General features: G+C 45.6%; 17 protein-coding genes. 6 read left to right on the top strand and 11 right to left on the bottom strand.

The genetic code is table 11. From position 1 onward, the window contains the following. Window positions 1-31: 31 nt before the first annotated feature. From rocD to ACX0G7_RS09410, 5 genes are all read right to left on the bottom strand, one after another. Window positions 32-1,270, bottom strand: coding sequence for an ornithine--oxo-acid transaminase (gene rocD, locus ACX0G7_RS09430; RefSeq protein ID WP_458923207.1), 1,239 nt, complete (start codon window positions 1,268-1,270; stop codon window positions 32-34). A gap of 225 nt (window positions 1,271-1,495) precedes the next feature. Next, window positions 1,496-2,326, bottom strand: a complete 831-nt coding sequence (gene ispE, locus ACX0G7_RS09425; RefSeq protein ID WP_458923206.1) for a 4-(cytidine 5'-diphospho)-2-C-methyl-D-erythritol kinase — start codon at window positions 2,324-2,326, stop codon at window positions 1,496-1,498. Window positions 2,327-2,328: 2 nt separating this feature from the next. Continuing rightward, window positions 2,329-2,928, bottom strand: coding sequence for a bifunctional nuclease family protein (locus tag ACX0G7_RS09420; protein WP_458923205.1), 600 nt, complete (start codon window positions 2,926-2,928; stop codon window positions 2,329-2,331). Between the two features lie 166 nt (window positions 2,929-3,094). After that, window positions 3,095-4,057 (bottom strand): electron transfer flavoprotein subunit alpha/FixB family protein, encoded by a 963-nt coding sequence (locus ACX0G7_RS09415; protein WP_458923204.1) that lies wholly within the window; start codon window positions 4,055-4,057, stop codon window positions 3,095-3,097. Window positions 4,058-4,099: 42 nt separating this feature from the next. After that, entirely contained in the window at window positions 4,100-4,843 is a 744-nt protein-coding gene (locus ACX0G7_RS09410) for an electron transfer flavoprotein subunit beta/FixA family protein (protein ID WP_458923203.1), read from the bottom strand. A gap of 109 nt (window positions 4,844-4,952) precedes the next feature. On the opposite strand from ACX0G7_RS09410, the gene ACX0G7_RS09405 reads away from it, so the two are divergent. Then, window positions 4,953-5,264, top strand: coding sequence for a tetratricopeptide repeat protein (locus ACX0G7_RS09405; RefSeq protein WP_458923202.1), 312 nt, complete (start codon window positions 4,953-4,955; stop codon window positions 5,262-5,264). Window positions 5,265-5,281: 17 nt separating this feature from the next. Here the strand turns inward: ACX0G7_RS09405 and ACX0G7_RS09400 are convergent, their stop codons facing one another. After that, window positions 5,282-5,491, bottom strand: coding sequence for a hypothetical protein (locus ACX0G7_RS09400; protein ID WP_458923201.1), 210 nt, complete (start codon window positions 5,489-5,491; stop codon window positions 5,282-5,284). A 180-nt stretch (window positions 5,492-5,671) separates the two neighbouring features. Between ACX0G7_RS09400 and tilS the strand changes: the two genes are divergently transcribed. After that, window positions 5,672-7,075 (top strand): tRNA lysidine(34) synthetase TilS, encoded by a 1,404-nt coding sequence (gene tilS / locus ACX0G7_RS09395; protein WP_458923200.1) that lies wholly within the window; start codon window positions 5,672-5,674, stop codon window positions 7,073-7,075. Between the two features lie 20 nt (window positions 7,076-7,095). On the opposite strand, the gene ACX0G7_RS09390 is transcribed toward tilS, so the two are convergent. The 5 genes from ACX0G7_RS09390 to ACX0G7_RS09370 all read right to left on the bottom strand — a co-directional run bounded on the left by ACX0G7_RS09390 (window position 7,096) and on the right by ACX0G7_RS09370 (window position 10,596). Beyond that, the gene (locus tag ACX0G7_RS09390) at window positions 7,096-7,737 is read right to left on the bottom strand and encodes a rhomboid family intramembrane serine protease (protein ID WP_458923199.1); all 642 of its coding nucleotides are present in this window, start codon (window positions 7,735-7,737) and stop codon (window positions 7,096-7,098) included. 35 nt (window positions 7,738-7,772) lie between these two features. Continuing rightward, entirely contained in the window at window positions 7,773-8,246 is a 474-nt protein-coding gene (locus tag ACX0G7_RS09385; RefSeq protein WP_458923198.1) for a 23S rRNA (pseudouridine(1915)-N(3))-methyltransferase RlmH, read from the bottom strand. A gap of 222 nt (window positions 8,247-8,468) precedes the next feature. Continuing rightward, complete coding sequence (locus ACX0G7_RS09380; RefSeq protein WP_458923197.1) at window positions 8,469-8,693, bottom strand: hypothetical protein; 225 nt, start codon at window positions 8,691-8,693, stop codon at window positions 8,469-8,471. Window positions 8,694-8,739: 46 nt separating this feature from the next. Continuing rightward, window positions 8,740-9,261 (bottom strand): hypothetical protein, encoded by a 522-nt coding sequence (locus ACX0G7_RS09375; protein WP_458923196.1) that lies wholly within the window; start codon window positions 9,259-9,261, stop codon window positions 8,740-8,742. Between the two features lie 360 nt (window positions 9,262-9,621). Then, window positions 9,622-10,596, bottom strand: coding sequence for an alpha/beta fold hydrolase (locus tag ACX0G7_RS09370; protein WP_458923195.1), 975 nt, complete (start codon window positions 10,594-10,596; stop codon window positions 9,622-9,624). A 141-nt stretch (window positions 10,597-10,737) separates the two neighbouring features. Between ACX0G7_RS09370 and rhaT the strand changes: the two genes are divergently transcribed. The 4 genes from rhaT to ACX0G7_RS09350 all read left to right on the top strand — a co-directional run bounded on the left by rhaT (window position 10,738) and on the right by ACX0G7_RS09350 (window position 16,791). Further along, complete coding sequence (rhaT, locus tag ACX0G7_RS09365) at window positions 10,738-11,832, top strand: L-rhamnose/proton symporter RhaT (protein WP_458923194.1); 1,095 nt, start codon at window positions 10,738-10,740, stop codon at window positions 11,830-11,832. A gap of 36 nt (window positions 11,833-11,868) precedes the next feature. Next, window positions 11,869-13,989, top strand: coding sequence for a bifunctional aldolase/short-chain dehydrogenase (locus ACX0G7_RS09360; RefSeq protein WP_458923193.1), 2,121 nt, complete (start codon window positions 11,869-11,871; stop codon window positions 13,987-13,989). Window positions 13,990-14,092: 103 nt separating this feature from the next. Then, window positions 14,093-15,367 (top strand): sugar isomerase, encoded by a 1,275-nt coding sequence (locus tag ACX0G7_RS09355; RefSeq protein WP_458923192.1) that lies wholly within the window; start codon window positions 14,093-14,095, stop codon window positions 15,365-15,367. A gap of 17 nt (window positions 15,368-15,384) precedes the next feature. Next, the gene (locus ACX0G7_RS09350) at window positions 15,385-16,791 is read left to right on the top strand and encodes an FGGY-family carbohydrate kinase (protein WP_458923191.1); all 1,407 of its coding nucleotides are present in this window, start codon (window positions 15,385-15,387) and stop codon (window positions 16,789-16,791) included. Window positions 16,792-16,794 lie beyond the last annotated feature (3 nt).

Genomic DNA, 16,794 nt, shown 5'->3' with positions numbered 1-16,794 from the left:
TAGCGTATTGAAAATTATTTTCGCAGGCTGGTCATGATTCCAGCGTTTTCAGGCTTTTTGCTATGATCTGAACAGCTTCATCTACCTGTTCTGCCGTGATGATCAGCGGCGGTGCGAACCTGATCTTATCCCCATGTGTAGGTTTTGCAAGGAGTCCATTTTCTTTCATCTCCATACAGAGTGCCCAGGCCGCGTCGGGATCTTTGTGTTTGATCACAATCGCATTCAACAATCCCTTGCCACGAATAGTTTCAATAAAAGGTGACTGCAACTCACTCAGCCCGGCTCTTAAGCGATTACCCATGAGCGCCGCGTTTTCCGCCATGTTTTCGTCCTTCAATACCTGGAGCGCCGTCATGGCCACCTTACATGCAAGAGGGTTGCCGCCATAAGTGGATCCATGTTCACCGGGCTTGATAGTAAGCATGATTTCGTCATCCGCGAGCACTGCCGAGACAGGCAAAGTACCACCGCTTAAAGCCTTCCCGATGATCAGGATATCCGGCCTTACCGCTTCATGGTCGCAGGCCAGCATCATACCCGTTCTTGCCAGGCCAGTTTGAATTTCGTCTGCGATGAATAACACATTGGCCGCTTCGCAATAACTCTTTGCTGCTGATAGATATCCTTTATCAGGTACAACCACACCGGATTCACCCTGGATCGGTTCAAACAGAAAACCGGCAACATCTTTGTCTTTAAGGGCAACTGCGAGTGCAGCTAGATCGTTATAAGGTACAACTACAAAGCCGGGCATAAAAGGGCCATAACCTGTATATGCAGAAGGATCAGTACTGAATGAAATGATTGCTGAAGTTCTGCCATGAAAATTACCACCACAAACGATGATCTTTGCTGAGTTTTCGGTTATGCATTTACGTTGGTAGCCCCAGCGACGGCATAGTTTTATAGCCGTCTCAACAGCTTCAACCCCCGTGTTCATCGGTAATACCTTGTCGTAACCAAAATAACCTGTTATGTATTCAGCAAATTCACCAAGCAGGTTGCTGTGAAACGCACGGGAGGTGAGTGTTAGCTTTGAAGCCTGGTCTATCAACGCTGTTATGATTTTTGGATGACAATGACCCTGGTTAACTGCCGAATATCCACTAAGAAAATCATAGTATCGCTGGCCATCCACATCATACAGATAAACACCCTCACCACGTTCGAGCACAACCGGTAACGGATGATAGTTATGCGCCCCAAACTCTTCTTCTTTGTTTATAAAATATGCTGCCTTTTCGGAAACCGAATTTTTAGTAATCATGAAAATGTTTTTGAAAGATTTGTGTTGTGTTGAGATACCCCGGTGCACGGGGCTAAGCTATGGCTGGCAAAAGATTAGCGTCCTCGATGATTAAGCAGATCGAGGTTGAGGCCTAAGAAACAAGGTATGGTCAGCAGCAGTGGAATGCGAATATTTTTTGCAATATAATAAATCTGGTGGACTTTCAAAAACCTGGTGGCAGGGGTTGCTCCATCAAAGGGGGAGCTAGGGTATCCGGTGCAGCTTCCAACCGGCAGCGGGATCTTCACCAGGCAACTGGTTTTTTGGAAAAATACCATAAAAACAGGAACCGGAACCGGTCATTGAAGCATATAAAGCCCCTGAGTCATATAGCCATTTTTTGAGGTCTTTCAGCGCCGGGTAATAAAAAAAAGCAGGTTCTTCAAAATCGTTTCGTACCAACTCCCGCCAGTTTTCTACTGGTAACATAATGGCCTCAGCGAGGTTGACCGGGGCCGGGACCGGCGCTACCCTGGAAAAAGCCTGGGCTGTGCTGATATGAATATCCGGGTTAACTAGCAGGAATGAATAAGCGCTCAGATCTCTTTCCAGTGGCTTCATTAATTCCCCGCGGCCAGTTGCAAACGCGGGCCTGTTGTAAATGAAGAATGGACAGTCTGATCCTAACTTCAAAGCATAACCTGCCAGCACTTCCGGACGCAGATTCAGCCCAAACTTTTCATTCAGTAATAAGAGCGTAAACGCGCCATCTGATGAGCCACCACCAAGGCCCGCACCCATGGGAATGTTTTTATAAAGATGCATTTGCACGGGAGGCAATTGTCCAAAATCCTGCTTTAAAAGGTGCCAGGCTTTCAAACAAAGATTGGTTTGAGGATCGCCTGCAACCGGGAGACCGGTTAATGTGAGAGAAGTTTCAGGCGTTTTCCCTGCGAACCCATGATCTGGTAAAATCTCTAAAATATCAGTTAAAGGCAGGGGATAAAATACGGTTTCAAGGTTATGATAACCGTCATTTCTTTTTTCTACTATATGTAGTCCGAGATTTATCTTACAATTCGGGAAACTGACCAAGTTTATCTGTTCTTTTTGCGGCTGTTAATCTCGTCCCGGATAGCTATTGCGCGGATATAATCCTCCTGTTCGAGTACTTCATTGAGGAGCGTATTCAGTTCGTCGGCAGATAAAGCTTTAAGATCTTCCTGGCCGGCAGAAATTTCAGAAGAAGCCACCGCCTCTTTGGGCTGTTTCTTTTTGTTAGCGGGATCTTCCATGAGGATTCCTGCGCTTTCGAGGATATTATCGTAGGTATAAACAGGGCAACCAAACCTTACGGCTAGTGCCAAAGCATCGGAAGTACGGGAATCGATCTCGACAGTGTCGTGTTCCGAGGCGCAAATGAGTTTTGAATAGAATATGCCTTCCTGCAAGTCGCAGATAATTATTTCCTGCAGTTCAATATTGAATGCATTCATAAAATTTTTCATGAGATCATGCGTAAGTGGCCTGCTGGGATGCATCTTTTCAAGGGCGACTGCTATTGCCTGGGCTTCAAATCCGCCAATAACTATAGGTAAACGACGAAGACCGTTTACTTCACCTAAAACCACTGCATAGGAATGTGTTTGCGTAATACTATGGGACAGCGCGACTATTTCCAGTTCTATTTTCTTCATAACGAAAGCACGAAACTAACGCATTTTATTTAAAAAACTGGATGATAACAAAGTGAAAAAAAATCATCCCGCGAGCTTCATTTTTACAAAAAATGGTTGATTATAGTATTGGTTAACTTGCGCTTACCCAATACAACAATCAACCAATCATTCCACCCCCGGTTGGCTATTTCCCCTTCAGTTTTTTGACTTCAGCGATGATTTTTGGAACTATTTCCAAAGCATCTCCAACGATACCATAGTCGGCAGATTTGAAGAACGGCGCTTCAGGATCCTTATTTATGACAACTATGGTTTTGCTTCTGTTTACCCCGGCGAGGTGTTGTATCGCTCCTGAAATACCAATCGCGAAATAAAGATTAGGTGCAATGGCTATTCCTGTTTGTCCCACGTGTTCATGATGTGGTCTCCAGCCACTATCCGCAACCGGGCGGCTACAAGCGGTAGCTGCTCCGAGCAGAGAAGCAAGCTCTTCAACTATGCCCCAGTTTTCAGGACCCTTAAGACCACGGCCCCCACTAACCACAATCTCCGCTTCCGTGAGCACAACTTCCCCGGTTGCAGCGCTCGACTGTACCACTTTCACCTTCGATTGGGGAATATTTACCTGGGCGGTCACAACTTCCGCCTTACCCCCGGCTTCACTAACTGGATATGCATTGGGATTCAGGCTGATAACCCTGACAGGAGTTTCAATTTTAATTTTTGCAAAGGCCTTGCCTGAAAATACAACTTTCCTGACCACGAATCCATCAGTGGTATCGGGCAAGGCAGTTGCGCCGGATACAAAGCCTGCTTTCAGCCTTGCTGCAACACGGGGTGCAACAGCCTTGCCGTTGAAGTTATTTGAAAACACAATAATATCTGCACCGGTGCCGCTTACAAGCTGACCGATGATGTCCGCGTAAACCTGTGCATCGAGGTTGTTCAAAGACTCGTCAGCAACCTGGTGAATCTTAGTAACACCATATTTACCAAGTTCCGAAAGATCAGCGCTTACCGTCCCCAAGATAACGCCTTCAGCGGTCGTCCCTGACTGATCGGCGATCTTTGAGCCATAAGAAAGTGCTTCAAATGAAGATTTCTTAACCTGGCCATCTGAATGATCTATAAATATTAAAACAGACATAATAAATGCTTGAATGAGAGATTAAATAATGCTTTACCGGTTTCAGATCACCTTTGCTTCATCATGAAGCAGTTTAACCAATTCACCCGCATTATCTGCAGGGATCATTTTTACACCTGCTTTCGGCGGGGGCAATTCAAAACCCACAATACTGGTTAAATGTTCGGCGGCAGCGGGCTCCAGCACTTTTAATGGTTTTGTTCTCGCACCCATGATACCTTTCATATTCGGAATTCTTTGTTCAGCTACCCCTTTCTGGCAACTGATCACGGCAGGGAGGGAGACCTCGTCCACTTCATCTCCGCCTTCAATCTCACGTGTAACAGTAGCCGAGTTATCATTAAGCTCAAACTTCGTGGCAAGACTTATATAAGGGAGGTCAAGCAGTTCAGCAATCATTCCTCCAACCGAGGACCCATTATAATCGATCGTTTCTTTTCCTGCGAAAACAAGATCATATCCACCTTGTTTTGCCACTTCTGCGATCTGGGAGGCTATGTAAAAGCTATCCCCACTGTCAGTATTAACACGGATGGCCTCGTCACCGCCCAGGGCCAGTGCCTTCCTGATGATCGGATCGTTTTCAGGTCCCCCGACATTAATGAGGTGTAGAATAGTAGAGGGATCTTTTTCTTTCAGTTCAATTGCCCGGACAAGTGAGTACCATTCATCATAAGGATTGATGATCCATTGTACCCCGTCCTGAACGAATTTCGTATTGTTATCCTTGAAAGCTATTTTTGCCGTAGTGTCGGGCGTTTTGCTGATACAGACAAGAATCTTCATTGGCGAGTTTTTGACGTTTTTGAAACTGGTTGTTTATGCAACCATTATACACAAATATAAGAGCCAGCTTTTAAGGGCAGAAACTTTTCAGCATATTTAATTGTGAATAATGGAAAGACTCGAAAAACTCAAAGAACTACTGAAAGAAAGCCCAGGTGATAGCTTTCTGAATCACGCGCTGGCGCTTGAATATTTGAAACTGGATCAGCGTGAATCTGCGAGAGCTGTTTTCGAGACTTTGTTAGCCAGGGATCCCGGTTATGTAGGTTCGTATTATCATCTCGCGAAATTGCTGGAGGCAGATGGTGAAACTCAGCTGGCTATCGGGTGGTATGAAAGGGGAATGCAAAAAGCGAGGGAGGCTGGAGACAGGCATTCCTTAAATGAGTTGCAGGCGGCTTATGAAGATCTTGTTGACTGATCGGTGAGTGTGGACTGCTACTCATATTTCTTTTTGTGAAAATGCCTGAGTCCGGTATGTTTTACCGGTTGAGGTTCCAGGGAGGAAGCCAGTGAGGCACCATTGCTCAACATCCCGGATTCTTCCTGGATTTTGTCTATTGATGTCGTTTCTCCGGGACCTTCAAACCTGTGTCCGCAGGCGGCGAGTATGATAAGAAGGCCGGCTATTACACTTAGCTTTTTCATTTCTTTAAATCTGGTGCAGTTTAACTGATCTCCGGTTCAACCAATATTATTGATGTTGTATGATTCTCCGGTGTTATTGAAATCGTTGACAGTTTGACGCATATGATCGTTGTATGTTACAGAATTTATTATTTTTCTTTAAAAAAGCCGGAGCTTTCCGGATAAATATTCAATTTATTCATGCCGGGGCAAGCGATATCAGACAGGTTTATTCGATTTGTAGAAGAGCAAAAATTATTTACGAAAGATGATTTCCTGATCCTGGCTGTAAGCGGAGGGGTTGATTCCATAGTGTTACTTGACCTTTGCAGAAAAGCGGGTTTTAGGTGTGTCGTGGCTCATGTCAACTTCAACCTGCGCAAAGAAGAAAGCAAGCGCGACGAAGAATTTGTAACCCGGTTTGCAGCCGGGGCAAATGTTGAGGTTCTTATAAAAGATGTGAATGCCACTGAATATGCTGCTCTTCATAATTTATCGATCCAGGTTGCCGCCCGGGTATTGCGGTATGAATGGTTTGAATCGCTGAGACAGGCCTATACAGCCAATAATAAATCTGGTGCGGTTAAAGGGGCTTACCTGGTAGTTACTGCTCATCATATGGATGATAGTGTTGAAACCATGCTCATGAATCTGTTCCGGGGTACGGGAATAACGGGTCTCCGTGGCATCTTGCCAAAACAGGAACACCTGGTCAGGCCCTTGTTGTGTTTTACAAAAAACGAGATAGTTGAATATGCCGGGGTTGAAGGATTGGCCTGGGTAGAAGACAGTTCAAATCAGCTGGATAAATACACCCGAAACTATTTCCGCAATCAGCTGATCCCAATGCTTCAGAAAATATATCCACAGGTCGAACAAAATCTTTACCATAATCTTCATCGCTTCCAGGATGCGGCTGTTCTTTACCGTGAGGCTGTTGACAAAAAAATCAGTAACCTTGTTGAGCTACGGGAAAAGGAATTACATATCCCTATTTTGAAGCTTGTCAGGATGCGTGCCCATGAGACCATTTTGTTTGAGATAATACAACAATACGGGTTCACATCGCATCAGCTGTCACAGGTTTTACAATTGCTGCATGCTGAAACGGGCAAGCAGGTTTTGTCTGACCGATATCGCGTCATCAGGAACCGCAACTGGCTGATCATAGCTCCTGCTGAACAGCAGCATTCATCCCTGGTGGTCATTGATGAGGGTGACAAGACTGTTAACTACGAGCGCGGAAATCTCAACCTGTCAAAACTGCCAGTAAACGAGATTCGTTTCAAAGGGGATAAGCCGTTTATTCCTTCCGGATCGAAGCCATCGGTTGCTTACCTGGACGCTAAGAAAATCGAATTTCCACTAATGCTCCGCCGCTGGAAAGCGGGTGATTATTTTTATCCTTTGGGCATGAAGAAAAAGAAAAAAGTAGCACGCTTCCTGATCGATTCCAGGGTTTCGAAAACGGATAAGGAATCGGTGTGGGTCGTTGAATCCGGCAAAAAGATCATCTGGGTGGTTGGTTACCGGGTTGACGACAGGTTTAAAATTATAGAAAGTACCAGGGATGTTATCATGATCTCTCATGGGCCATCTGAATAAGTTGCAGTTGTTTTTCCCGCTTAGAAAGTCCCGAAATACATGCGAACCTGTTCGATAAAGGCAGACAGTGGTTTATAATCACTAAACGCAAAGCAAGTGATGATCAAAAATGCTATACCGAAGAGGGCGCCCCAGATATGTGCAGAATGATTCACATTCCCGCCACCACGTTTGTCAAGTACAGAAGAGATCACCAGGAATAATAAACCAAAAGCAAAACCGGGGATCCGTACAGGGATAAACAATAAGCCCATCGGAACAAGCGGATTGAGCAGAATAAACGCAAAGATAACTGCAGATACGGCACCGGAGGCCCCAAGGCTTCTATAGGAACTGTTTGTTTTATGTTGTGAATAGGTGGGAAGCAAACAAAAAAACAGCGCAAGGATATACATCAATAAATACATTACCCTGCCCAGGTCTCCGAAAAGCCGCATGAAATCAACTTCAACATATTTTCCGAAAATATACAGACCATACATGTTGAAAGCAAGGTGGATATAATCGGCATGCAGGAACCCACTGGTGAAAAAACGATACCACTGTTTCTGATAAGTTACGGCAGGGGGATCAAAGATCAGGTCGTTCATTATCTTGTCATTGTTCAGGGCGGATATCGAGATGAGTACGGTGATGATGATAATGATCAGGGTAATGCTCATGAAAAAAACGATTGGTTCAGCTTCAAATCTAATGATTATGAGTGATGATATTTTTCATTTCTCAAAATTGAGCAAGCCCGATATATTTGTTCGGAAAGTATCAGCCTCACTAACTGGTGCGGAAAAACGAGTTTGGAAAGGGACCATAGAAAATTTGCTCTTTTCAGCACAGCATCGTCAGTACCAAATGCGCCGCCAATCAGGAAAACCAGGTTACGCACACTTTCATTTCCTCTTTTTTGAATGAATTGTGCCAGCCCGGGTGAATCAAGCATTTGTCCCCTTTCGTCAAGTACAACGAGGAAGTCGTCTTTTTGCAACATGGCGAGCACCAATTCGCCTTCCCTGGTTCTGAGATCAGTTTCACTTAAAGAAGCGGCGTTTTTTGGAGCGGGTATAAGTGTCCAGCTGGCAGGATAGTATTTGTTGATTCGTTTCGTAAAGTCTTCGATACCATCTTTTACATAAGGGTCATGTGCTTTTCCAACTGACCAACATTGAATTTTCATCCATATAAAAGTAAAGCATTGGACTGCAAACAACAAAAGCAGGGATTGATAGCGCAAGCTGTGAGCTGGAGTAACAACTTCAACGTTACAAAAAGTAAAGCATTGCTGCAGTAAGGTACAGTGATGTACGGTGTACTGAAGCAATGCCTTCGATTGTTTAAACCCTATAGGTTTTTAAACCGGAACTTAAATCAACTTGATATAGCCCAAGTTCCAGAACTGCTAAATTGATTCATTTTGTTTCTCCTTGTCTACGTGATTGTATTCATCCTGGTTTTTATATTTCTTATCATCAGAACTGGGTTCAGGATAAGTATCAGAATTACCACTGTCCTCACCACTTGCTCTGTCCTTATCACTTCTTATGGATGAATCTTTTCCCTGTCCTTCGCGAACGGGAAATTTATTTTTGTCATCGTTTATGTTGGGTTCTAATGATTGGTTCATGTTAATGCTTTGAACAACAGACTAAAAAATTATGCCATCCTGCTTCTTATGGATAATTGCGGGTTCTGCATCTGGTAGAAAAGATTGTTATGAAAAAAACATTAGTATTGATCATCCTGGGAATTGGCATAAGCGGCGCTGCCATCGCCCAGGAAAAAAAAGCTGGTGATAAAGCGCAACCGCTAAAACCTGCTCCGGCGGCTCCCGCCAAAACCAGTAAAAACAAACCCCTGCCGCCACCACCGCCACCGGTTCCGGTAGAAACAGGCGAAAATGAACCATCACCGCCGCCACCACCACCACCGCCGGCCAGGCCAGGCGAAAATGAACCACCACCTGCCAGACCAGGCGAAAATGAACCACCGCCACCACCACCGGCCAGACCGGTGGAAAGTGAGCCACCACTGCCACCACCGCCTCCGCCGGTTCCTGCCAGGAGCGATGATGACGCGGTGATCATCCGGCAACAGGCGCCAACAAAAGCCATTCTTCCCGCTAAACCATCAGCCCCTGTCAAAGCTGTTGCGCCTGTAGAGCCAGTCAAACCTGCACAACCGCGCGCAGCCATGAAACCTGCGATACATTTTGATTAGAACTGAAGGGCGGAACAACTCATTTCTGTCAGCACAAGCTCATTTCTTAGCATAAGCTAACTGACCTTAGCACAAGCTCGTTACTTAGCACAAGCTAACTGAACTTAGCACAAGCTCGTTTCTTAGCACAAGCTAACTGACCTTAGCACAAGCTCGTTTCTTAGCACAAGCTAATTAACTTTGTGCAGGCTAAGTTCCAACAACACAGTAATTTGAATGCCCCATAACCTGGGGCATTTTTTTATTGTTGTCTTTGCGCATTTTAAATTCTATTTATTTACGCACCGCCGACTACTTCTTCGGGTAGTGATGGAGATCTTCTTGCAAACTGGAGATCATTTTCTTTCCGCATTGGCAATAATTAATGCCGCCAGTTTATCCAGTAAGGCTTCCGGCAGATCATGACCCATGCCCTCAATACTTTCAAACCGGGCACCGGGTACAGATGCTGCCACGTCTCTTCCGGCATCAATGATCACCAGCGGGTCTTCGGTGCCATGAATGACGAGCGTAGGTATTTTGATAGACTGAAGATCAGCAGTTCTTCCGGCGTAAAAGCCGGCCACTGAAGCTGCACCCTGGCGGACCAAACCATCGGGATGGTAGGATCTCCTGATATTTGATCTGATCAGTGCAAGCGCTTTTGTTTCATTTACGGGGTAAGTGTTTCCTGCCAACACCTTCATGCTTTGTAATTCCCGCTGTATGTAGTTCGCGGTGTCATCCGCGGGACCAGGGGCAGGAATAGTACTTAACAGATCAACCCTTGCCACCAGGGGAAAAGTAGGTTTGCCTCCTCCCGCCATTATGCTTGTCAATGACAATGCATGCCCCGGATAATAATAAGCAACCCGCTGTGCAATCATCCCACCCATAGAGGCACCAACAATATGCGCTTTTTTTATACCAAGCACGTCAAGGAGCACAACGGCATCCTTTGCCATGTCGTCCAGCGAATAGGCAAGGGGTGGCTTTTCTCCGATCTCAAGCGCCTTTGTGATGGCGTTCCAGTCTGGCAGGCCGGCATCATCAAATTTTGTTGATAAGCCGATATCCCTGTTGTCAAATACGATCACCCGGTAGCCTTTGCTTACGAGTTTTTCACAGAAGGTTTTCGGCCACATTGTCAATTGCGCATTTGTTCCCGAAATCAACAAAAACGCCTCTTTGTTCCTGCTGCCATAACTATGATAAGCAATGTTGATTCCGTTTACCTGGGCGACACCCGGCTGACTTGATCCTTTACTTAGTGCCAGAATTATGAACACCACCGTAAGGCAGGTTTTGCTAACTATTACGTGCAGGTTCATCGTTGATTGATTAATAGGCGCTCAAATTACGAATTTGATGGCAACGTTCCGGTTACCCCCATGACAGTGCATCACGGGCGAATAGAAATTTATTCATAGATTGCCCCGACGATTGATACATATTGGAAAAACAGCAACTACATGCAGGTACTTTTTGGGATCATTTATCATTTCATCGGCGGTTTTGCATCAGGAAGTTTTTATATACCATTTAAAAAAGTACGGGGCTGGTCCTGGGAGAGTTATTGGATAGTTGGGGGGATTTTTTCATGGTTGATTGTGCCGCCGCTGGCAGCGTTTTTAACTATTCCGGGTTTTACAGAGATTATCAGGCAAACCGACAACAATGTCATCGGTACAACCTATCTGTTCGGCTTACTATGGGGCATCGGGGGATTGACCTATGGCCTGGGTGTCCGGTACCTGGGTGTATCTCTTGGTTCGAGTATCATACTTGGGCTTTGTATGGTTTTCGGAGCTTTGATTCCTTCCATGTATTATAATTTTTTCCCTGCAGAAGGGAAGGATACGTTCAGTATGCTCGTTAATTCTGGTTGGGGGCAAACAGTGTTAGCAGGCCTTGCGATCTGTATACTTGGAATTATCATCTGCGGTAAAGCAGGTGTTATGAAAGAGCAGCAGCTAAGCAAAGTTGCGCCTGCAAGAGATCCTCATGGAGAGGTGATCAAAACAGAATATAAATTCGGGCTCGGCATGACGGTATCCATAATTTCCGGGATACTCAGTGCATGTTTTAATTTTGGAATTGAATCGGGCAAATCCATGGCCAACACTGCTAATGAAGTCTGGAAGACAGCTAATCCCGGCGACGGAGAATTTCTTTTCCAGAACAATGTGGTTTATGTTGTCATTCTCTGGGGAGGTCTCACCGTAAACTTTATCTGGTGCATGATTTTAAATGCCAGGAACAAAACTTTTCACGACTACACCAATAAAAATGTTCCGCTTACCCGCAATTATTTTTTCTCTGCCCTTGCCGGTATCACCTGGTTCCTGCAGTTCTTTTTTTATGGGATGGGGGAAAGTAAGCTAGGCAATGGCGCAAGCTCCTGGATCCTACACATGGCCTTTATCATCCTGATCGCGAATCTATGGGGACTTATTCTGAAGGAATGGAAAGGGGTGAACCGCAAAACAACTTATACCATAATTGCCGGTATCATCACAATCATTATTTCTGTGTTAGTAGTGGGATATGGAAATTCTATGAAATAACAGGTAACCAATTTTTAGATAATTAAATATTTGATTATGTCTCTTACAGCATCAAAGTTCAGGCATGTAAGTTATTTGTGGGATGAGCAGAAAGCCGCTGCGTTTGATGGCGACGAGGTTGGACTGCTGATATATCGCTCTAACTTGCTTGGTGCCGATCTCCGGTTGACCAATTACGGTGGTGGAAATACTTCTTACAAGGGGCCGGCAAAAAACCGGCTGACTGGTGAAACCACCGACGTGATGTGGGTTAAGGGTTCGGGTGGGGATCTTGGGACACTTAAAAAGAATGGCCTTGCCGCTTTATATATGGACCGCCTGCTCAGCCTGAAGAATATATACCGGGGCAAACAACACGAAGATGAAATGGTCGAGTTATTCAATCATTGCATCTATGACCTGGACTCGCGTGCCCCTTCTATTGATACGGCACTGCATGGCTTTTTACCTTTCAGCCATATAGACCACCTGCACCCTGATGCGGCTATAGCGATAGCGGCGGCGAAAGATGGAAGGCAGATCACACAGGAGTTATTTAATGGAACGATTGGCTGGGTTGAATGGCAAAGACCAGGCTTCGACCTTGGATTAAAACTCCGGCAATGTCTTGATGAAAATCCCGGTATCCGGGGCATTATGCTCGGTTCCCATGGTTTGTTCACCTGGGGAGATACTGCCTATGAGAGTTATATTAACACACTCGAAGTGATCGAAAGATGCGCAGAATATATAGAGCAGAAAACCGCCGAAAAAGGTGAGGTTTTCGGAGGAAGCAAACTCGAGTCACTTCCAAAAGAAGAGCGGTATAAAAAAGCAACACAGCTCGCACCCGTTCTGCGCGGTCTTGCCTCTTCGAAGTCCAGGATGATCGGGCATTTTACCGATGATGAAAAAGTGATGGAATTCATCAACTCAAATGATCTTGCCAGGCTCGCGCCAATGGGAACAAGTTGCCCCGATCATTTTCTCCGCACCAAGATCAGCCCTTTGGTTTTGGACATGCAACCCGGTGAAGATCTTTCAAATACGGACACATTTCTTAAAAAACTCACGTCACAGTTTGAAGAATACCGGGCGCAGTACGAAGACTATTATAATACATGTAAACATCCTGATAGTCCCGCTATTCGTGACGCTAACCCTGTGGTGATCTTATATCCCGGGGTGGGGATGTTCACCTTTGCAAAAGACAAACAGACTGCACGTGTTGCAGCAGAGTTCTATGCGAATGCAATCAATGTGATGCGCGGTGCGGAAGCCATTTCAACTTATACTTCACTTCCCAGGCAGGAAGCCTTTGATATTGAATACTGGCTGCTGGAAGAAGCAAAGTTACAAAGGATGCCAAAGCCGAAACCTTTGACCGGGCGCATTGCGCTTGTGACGGGCAGTGCCGGCGGAATCGGTAAAGCAATAGCCAGGAAATTTGCAGATGAAGGCGCCTGTGTAATTATCAATGATAATGACGGGGACAGGCTGGAAAAAGCAAAGCAGGATTTCTCTACAAAATATTCAAAAGATGTTTTCGCGTCCAGCCTGCTTGACGTTACTGATAAGTCAACGATAAACCGGGCCTTCGATGTGGCGGCCCTGAATTTTGGCGGGGTTGACATAGTGGTAAACTGTGCCGGTCTAAGCATTTCAAAACCGTTGGGTGAACACTCTGAATCCGATTGGGACCTGCTATACGATGTATTGGTTAAGGGCCAGTTCCTGGTAACACAGGCTGGCGTATCGATTATGAAAAAACAAAAACTTGGCGGTGATGTATTAAACATCGTCAGTAAAAATGCCCTCGTTTCCGGTCCTAATAATGCCGGCTACGGCTCGGCTAAAGCTGCGCAGCTGCACCTGAGCAGGCTCAATGCTGCTGAACTGGGTAGTGATCGCATAAGGGTAAACGTTGTAAACCCCGATGCGGTAATTTCGGACAGTAAGATCTGGGAAGGTGCATGGGCAGAAGGACGCGCTAAAGCTTATGGCGTGCCGATCGAAAAGCTGCCTGAATATTACGCGGGCAGAACTTTACTCAACGAGATCATTCTTCCTGAAGACATCGCGAACGCCTGCTTTGTATTCGTTGGGGGCCTGTTGAATAAATCGACCGGTAATGTGCTCAATGTTGATGGTGGGGTGGCAATGGCATTTGTAAGATAGGCAGGGGAGTGATGAGTTATGGGTGATGAGTGATGAGTTATGGGTGATAGTTTCGTTGAGTGTTAAGACTGACGGGTTCGTTTTTTCAAATTAAATTCAGTTTATGCAACTAGATAAGCAATTTGTTGAGGACCATAACCAGCAATGGTATAAAAGCCATCAACGCAAATACGAGTCCCTTGTCAGCGATCTGCCAAATGCAAGGGCCATACTCCAGAAGTTAATCGACTTCCAGGTAGCAATACCCAGTTGGGCACTTGGTACGGGTGGCACAAGGTTCGGTCGGTTTTCGGGGGGCGGAGAGCCCCGCAACCTTCATGAAAAAATGGAAGATATCGGGCTCCTGCATGCGCTTAACAAAAGCAGCGGAGCCATTTCGCTCCATATTCCATGGGACATCCCTGAAAATATCCCGGCTGTACGGGCGCTGGCTGCACAACTCGGTTTGCAGTTTGATGCCATGAACTCAAATACGTTCCAGGATCAGAAAGACCAGGAACACAGCTATAAGTTTGGATCCTTGCAACACGTAGACAGGAAAGTCCGTGCACAGGCGGTTCAACATAATATTGAAGTGATTCAACATGGGGTTGACCTGGGATCAAAATCATTGACTGTCTGGCTGAGTGATGGCTCCTGTTTTCCCGGACAGTTGAATTTCAGACAAGCATTTCAAAACACGCTGGAAGGACTCAGGGAGATCTATGCAGCCTTGCCGGCTGACTGGAAAATGTTTGTCGAGTATAAAGCCTTCGAACCTAATTTTTATTCTACAACGGTTGGAGACTGGGGCCAGTCGCTGTTGTACGCCAACAAACTGGGTCCGAAAGCCTATACGCTGGTTGACCTGGGACACCATCTGCCAAATGCAAATATTGAACAGATCGTTGCTTTATTACTCATGGAGGACAAATTAGGCGGCTTCCATTTTAATGATTCAAAATACGGCGACGACGACCTCACGGTCGGAAGCATTAAGCCCTACCAGTTGTTCCTGATTTTTAATGAGCTGGTCGATGGTATGGACGCCCAGGGAATGAATCATAATACTGACCTTGGATGGATGATAGATGCTTCTCACAACGTTAAAGATCCGCTTGAAGATCTGTTGCAATCTGTTGAAGCGATCATGTTATCCTATGCCCAGGCACTTTCGGTTGACCGGGAAAAATTAAGAGAGGCACAACAAAACAATGATGTGGTTCTGGCGCAGGAAATATTGCAGGATGCTTTCCGGACCGATCTTCGTCCACTGGTTGCACAGGCAAGACTGGACTCAGGCGGTGCACTTGAGCCTGTACGGGCGTTCCGTGCCGGCAGGATCCGCGAAAACCTGATCCGTGAGCGGGGACTTAAAACGGTGGCTACGGGGCTATAGATAAAAAACGATTGCTTATGAGTGCCGGCAGAGTAATTGCCATATTTGACGTTGGTAAAACCAACAAAAAACTTTTGCTGTTCAACCAACACTATGAACTGGTCAGGGAATCCAGCGTGCAGCTGCCGGAGACAACCGATGAAGACGGTTTCAACTGTGAGGATGTACATGCACTCACCAACTGGGTCATCACCAATTTCGAGGAGCTCTCAATGTCCGCCACCTATAAAATAGCGGCCCTCAATTTCTCATCCTACGGAGCGAGTTTTGTGCATCTGGATAAATCTGGTGAACCATGTTCACCCCTGTATAATTACCTGAAGCCATATCCTGAAAAATTACTTGCAGCATTCTATGAGCGCTATGGTGGTGAAGAGGAATTTTCTATGATAACGGCCTCGCCGGTGCTTGGGAGTCTGAATTCCGGAATGCAGCTTTATCGTTTGAAGCATGAACAGCCGGCCCTCTTTAATAAGATCAGGTCCTCATTACATCTTCCGCAATACCTTAATTATATACTCTCCGGAAAGATCAGTACAGACATTACAAGCGTCGGTTGCCACACAAATTTGTGGAACTTTCGTTCAAACGCTTATCATGAATGGGTTCAGTCGGAACAGATCGGATCCAGGTTTGCTCCGGTGGTTTTAGGAGATGCGCTTGTAAATGATCCGGCTACATCACGACAACCACCAATCGGAGTTGGATTGCATGACAGCTCAGCTGCCTTAATACCTTATTTGCTACACTTCAAAGATCCATTTATATTAATTTCGACGGGTACCTGGTGCATCAGCATGAATCCGTTCAATAAGGATCCGCTTACCAGGGCCGAACTCAGGAATGATTGTTTATGTTACCTGACCTTTAAAGGCGAACCTGTGAAATCTTCCAGGTTATTTGCAGGCAATGAACACGAAAAACAAATTAAAAAGCTGGGTGATTTTTTTCTTAAGGATGATGCTGCTCATTCGCGAATCCGGTTCAACAAAGAAATCTATGAAGCCCTTTTGTTGAAATATCCGGGAGACCCTGCGGTTCAATCAAAGAGTAGTCCTGGTGATGATCTCAGTGATCATACAAATCCAGTCGGCGGTGCTTCTGCATTCAGCAGCCGTGAACTATCGGAGTTTAAGGACTACGAAACCGCATATCACCAGTTAATGCGTGATATCATGGTTCAACAGGTGGCGTCAACCAGGCTCGTCATGAATGATCCGAATCTGAAACAAATCTTTGTTGATGGAGGATTCAGCAAAAATGATCTTTATATGAATCTCCTGAGTCTGGATTTTCCGAACGTTTCTGTTGCCGCGGCCACGGTTCCGCAATCTACCGGCCTGGGTGCCGCGCTGGCTATTCATCAATACTGGAACCCCGAACCGTTGCCTGATAATATCATCCAACTAAAAACATTTCACTAAATC

The organism is Flavitalea antarctica, from assembly GCF_054461535.1.
This window is presented reverse-complemented; position numbering and strand designations above follow the sequence as displayed.

Coding starts and splice junctions, on each gene's coding strand:
- ACX0G7_RS09415 (WP_458923204.1), bottom strand. CDS start 4,057: ATGTCTGTTTTAATATTTATAGATCATTCAGATGGCCAGGTTAAGAAA.
- ACX0G7_RS09390 (WP_458923199.1), bottom strand. CDS start 7,737: ATGAGCATTACCCTGATCATTATCATCATCACCGTACTCATCTCGATA.
- rocD (WP_458923207.1), bottom strand. CDS start 1,270: ATGATTACTAAAAATTCGGTTTCCGAAAAGGCAGCATATTTTATAAAC.
- ACX0G7_RS09375 (WP_458923196.1), bottom strand. CDS start 9,261: ATGGCTGCGCGCGGTTGTGCAGGTTTGACTGGCTCTACAGGCGCAACA.
- ACX0G7_RS09385 (WP_458923198.1), bottom strand. CDS start 8,246: ATGAAAATTCAATGTTGGTCAGTTGGAAAAGCACATGACCCTTATGTA.
- ACX0G7_RS09360 (WP_458923193.1), top strand. CDS start 11,869: ATGTCTCTTACAGCATCAAAGTTCAGGCATGTAAGTTATTTGTGGGAT.
- rhaT (WP_458923194.1), top strand. CDS start 10,738: ATGCAGGTACTTTTTGGGATCATTTATCATTTCATCGGCGGTTTTGCA.
- ACX0G7_RS09420 (WP_458923205.1), bottom strand. CDS start 2,928: ATGAAGAAAATAGAACTGGAAATAGTCGCGCTGTCCCATAGTATTACG.
- ACX0G7_RS09400 (WP_458923201.1), bottom strand. CDS start 5,491: ATGAAAAAGCTAAGTGTAATAGCCGGCCTTCTTATCATACTCGCCGCC.
- ACX0G7_RS09355 (WP_458923192.1), top strand. CDS start 14,093: ATGCAACTAGATAAGCAATTTGTTGAGGACCATAACCAGCAATGGTAT.
- ACX0G7_RS09380 (WP_458923197.1), bottom strand. CDS start 8,693: ATGAACCAATCATTAGAACCCAACATAAACGATGACAAAAATAAATTT.
- ACX0G7_RS09405 (WP_458923202.1), top strand. CDS start 4,953: ATGGAAAGACTCGAAAAACTCAAAGAACTACTGAAAGAAAGCCCAGGT.
- tilS (WP_458923200.1), top strand. CDS start 5,672: ATGCCGGGGCAAGCGATATCAGACAGGTTTATTCGATTTGTAGAAGAG.
- ACX0G7_RS09370 (WP_458923195.1), bottom strand. CDS start 10,596: ATGAACCTGCACGTAATAGTTAGCAAAACCTGCCTTACGGTGGTGTTC.
- ACX0G7_RS09410 (WP_458923203.1), bottom strand. CDS start 4,843: ATGAAGATTCTTGTCTGTATCAGCAAAACGCCCGACACTACGGCAAAA.
- ACX0G7_RS09350 (WP_458923191.1), top strand. CDS start 15,385: ATGAGTGCCGGCAGAGTAATTGCCATATTTGACGTTGGTAAAACCAAC.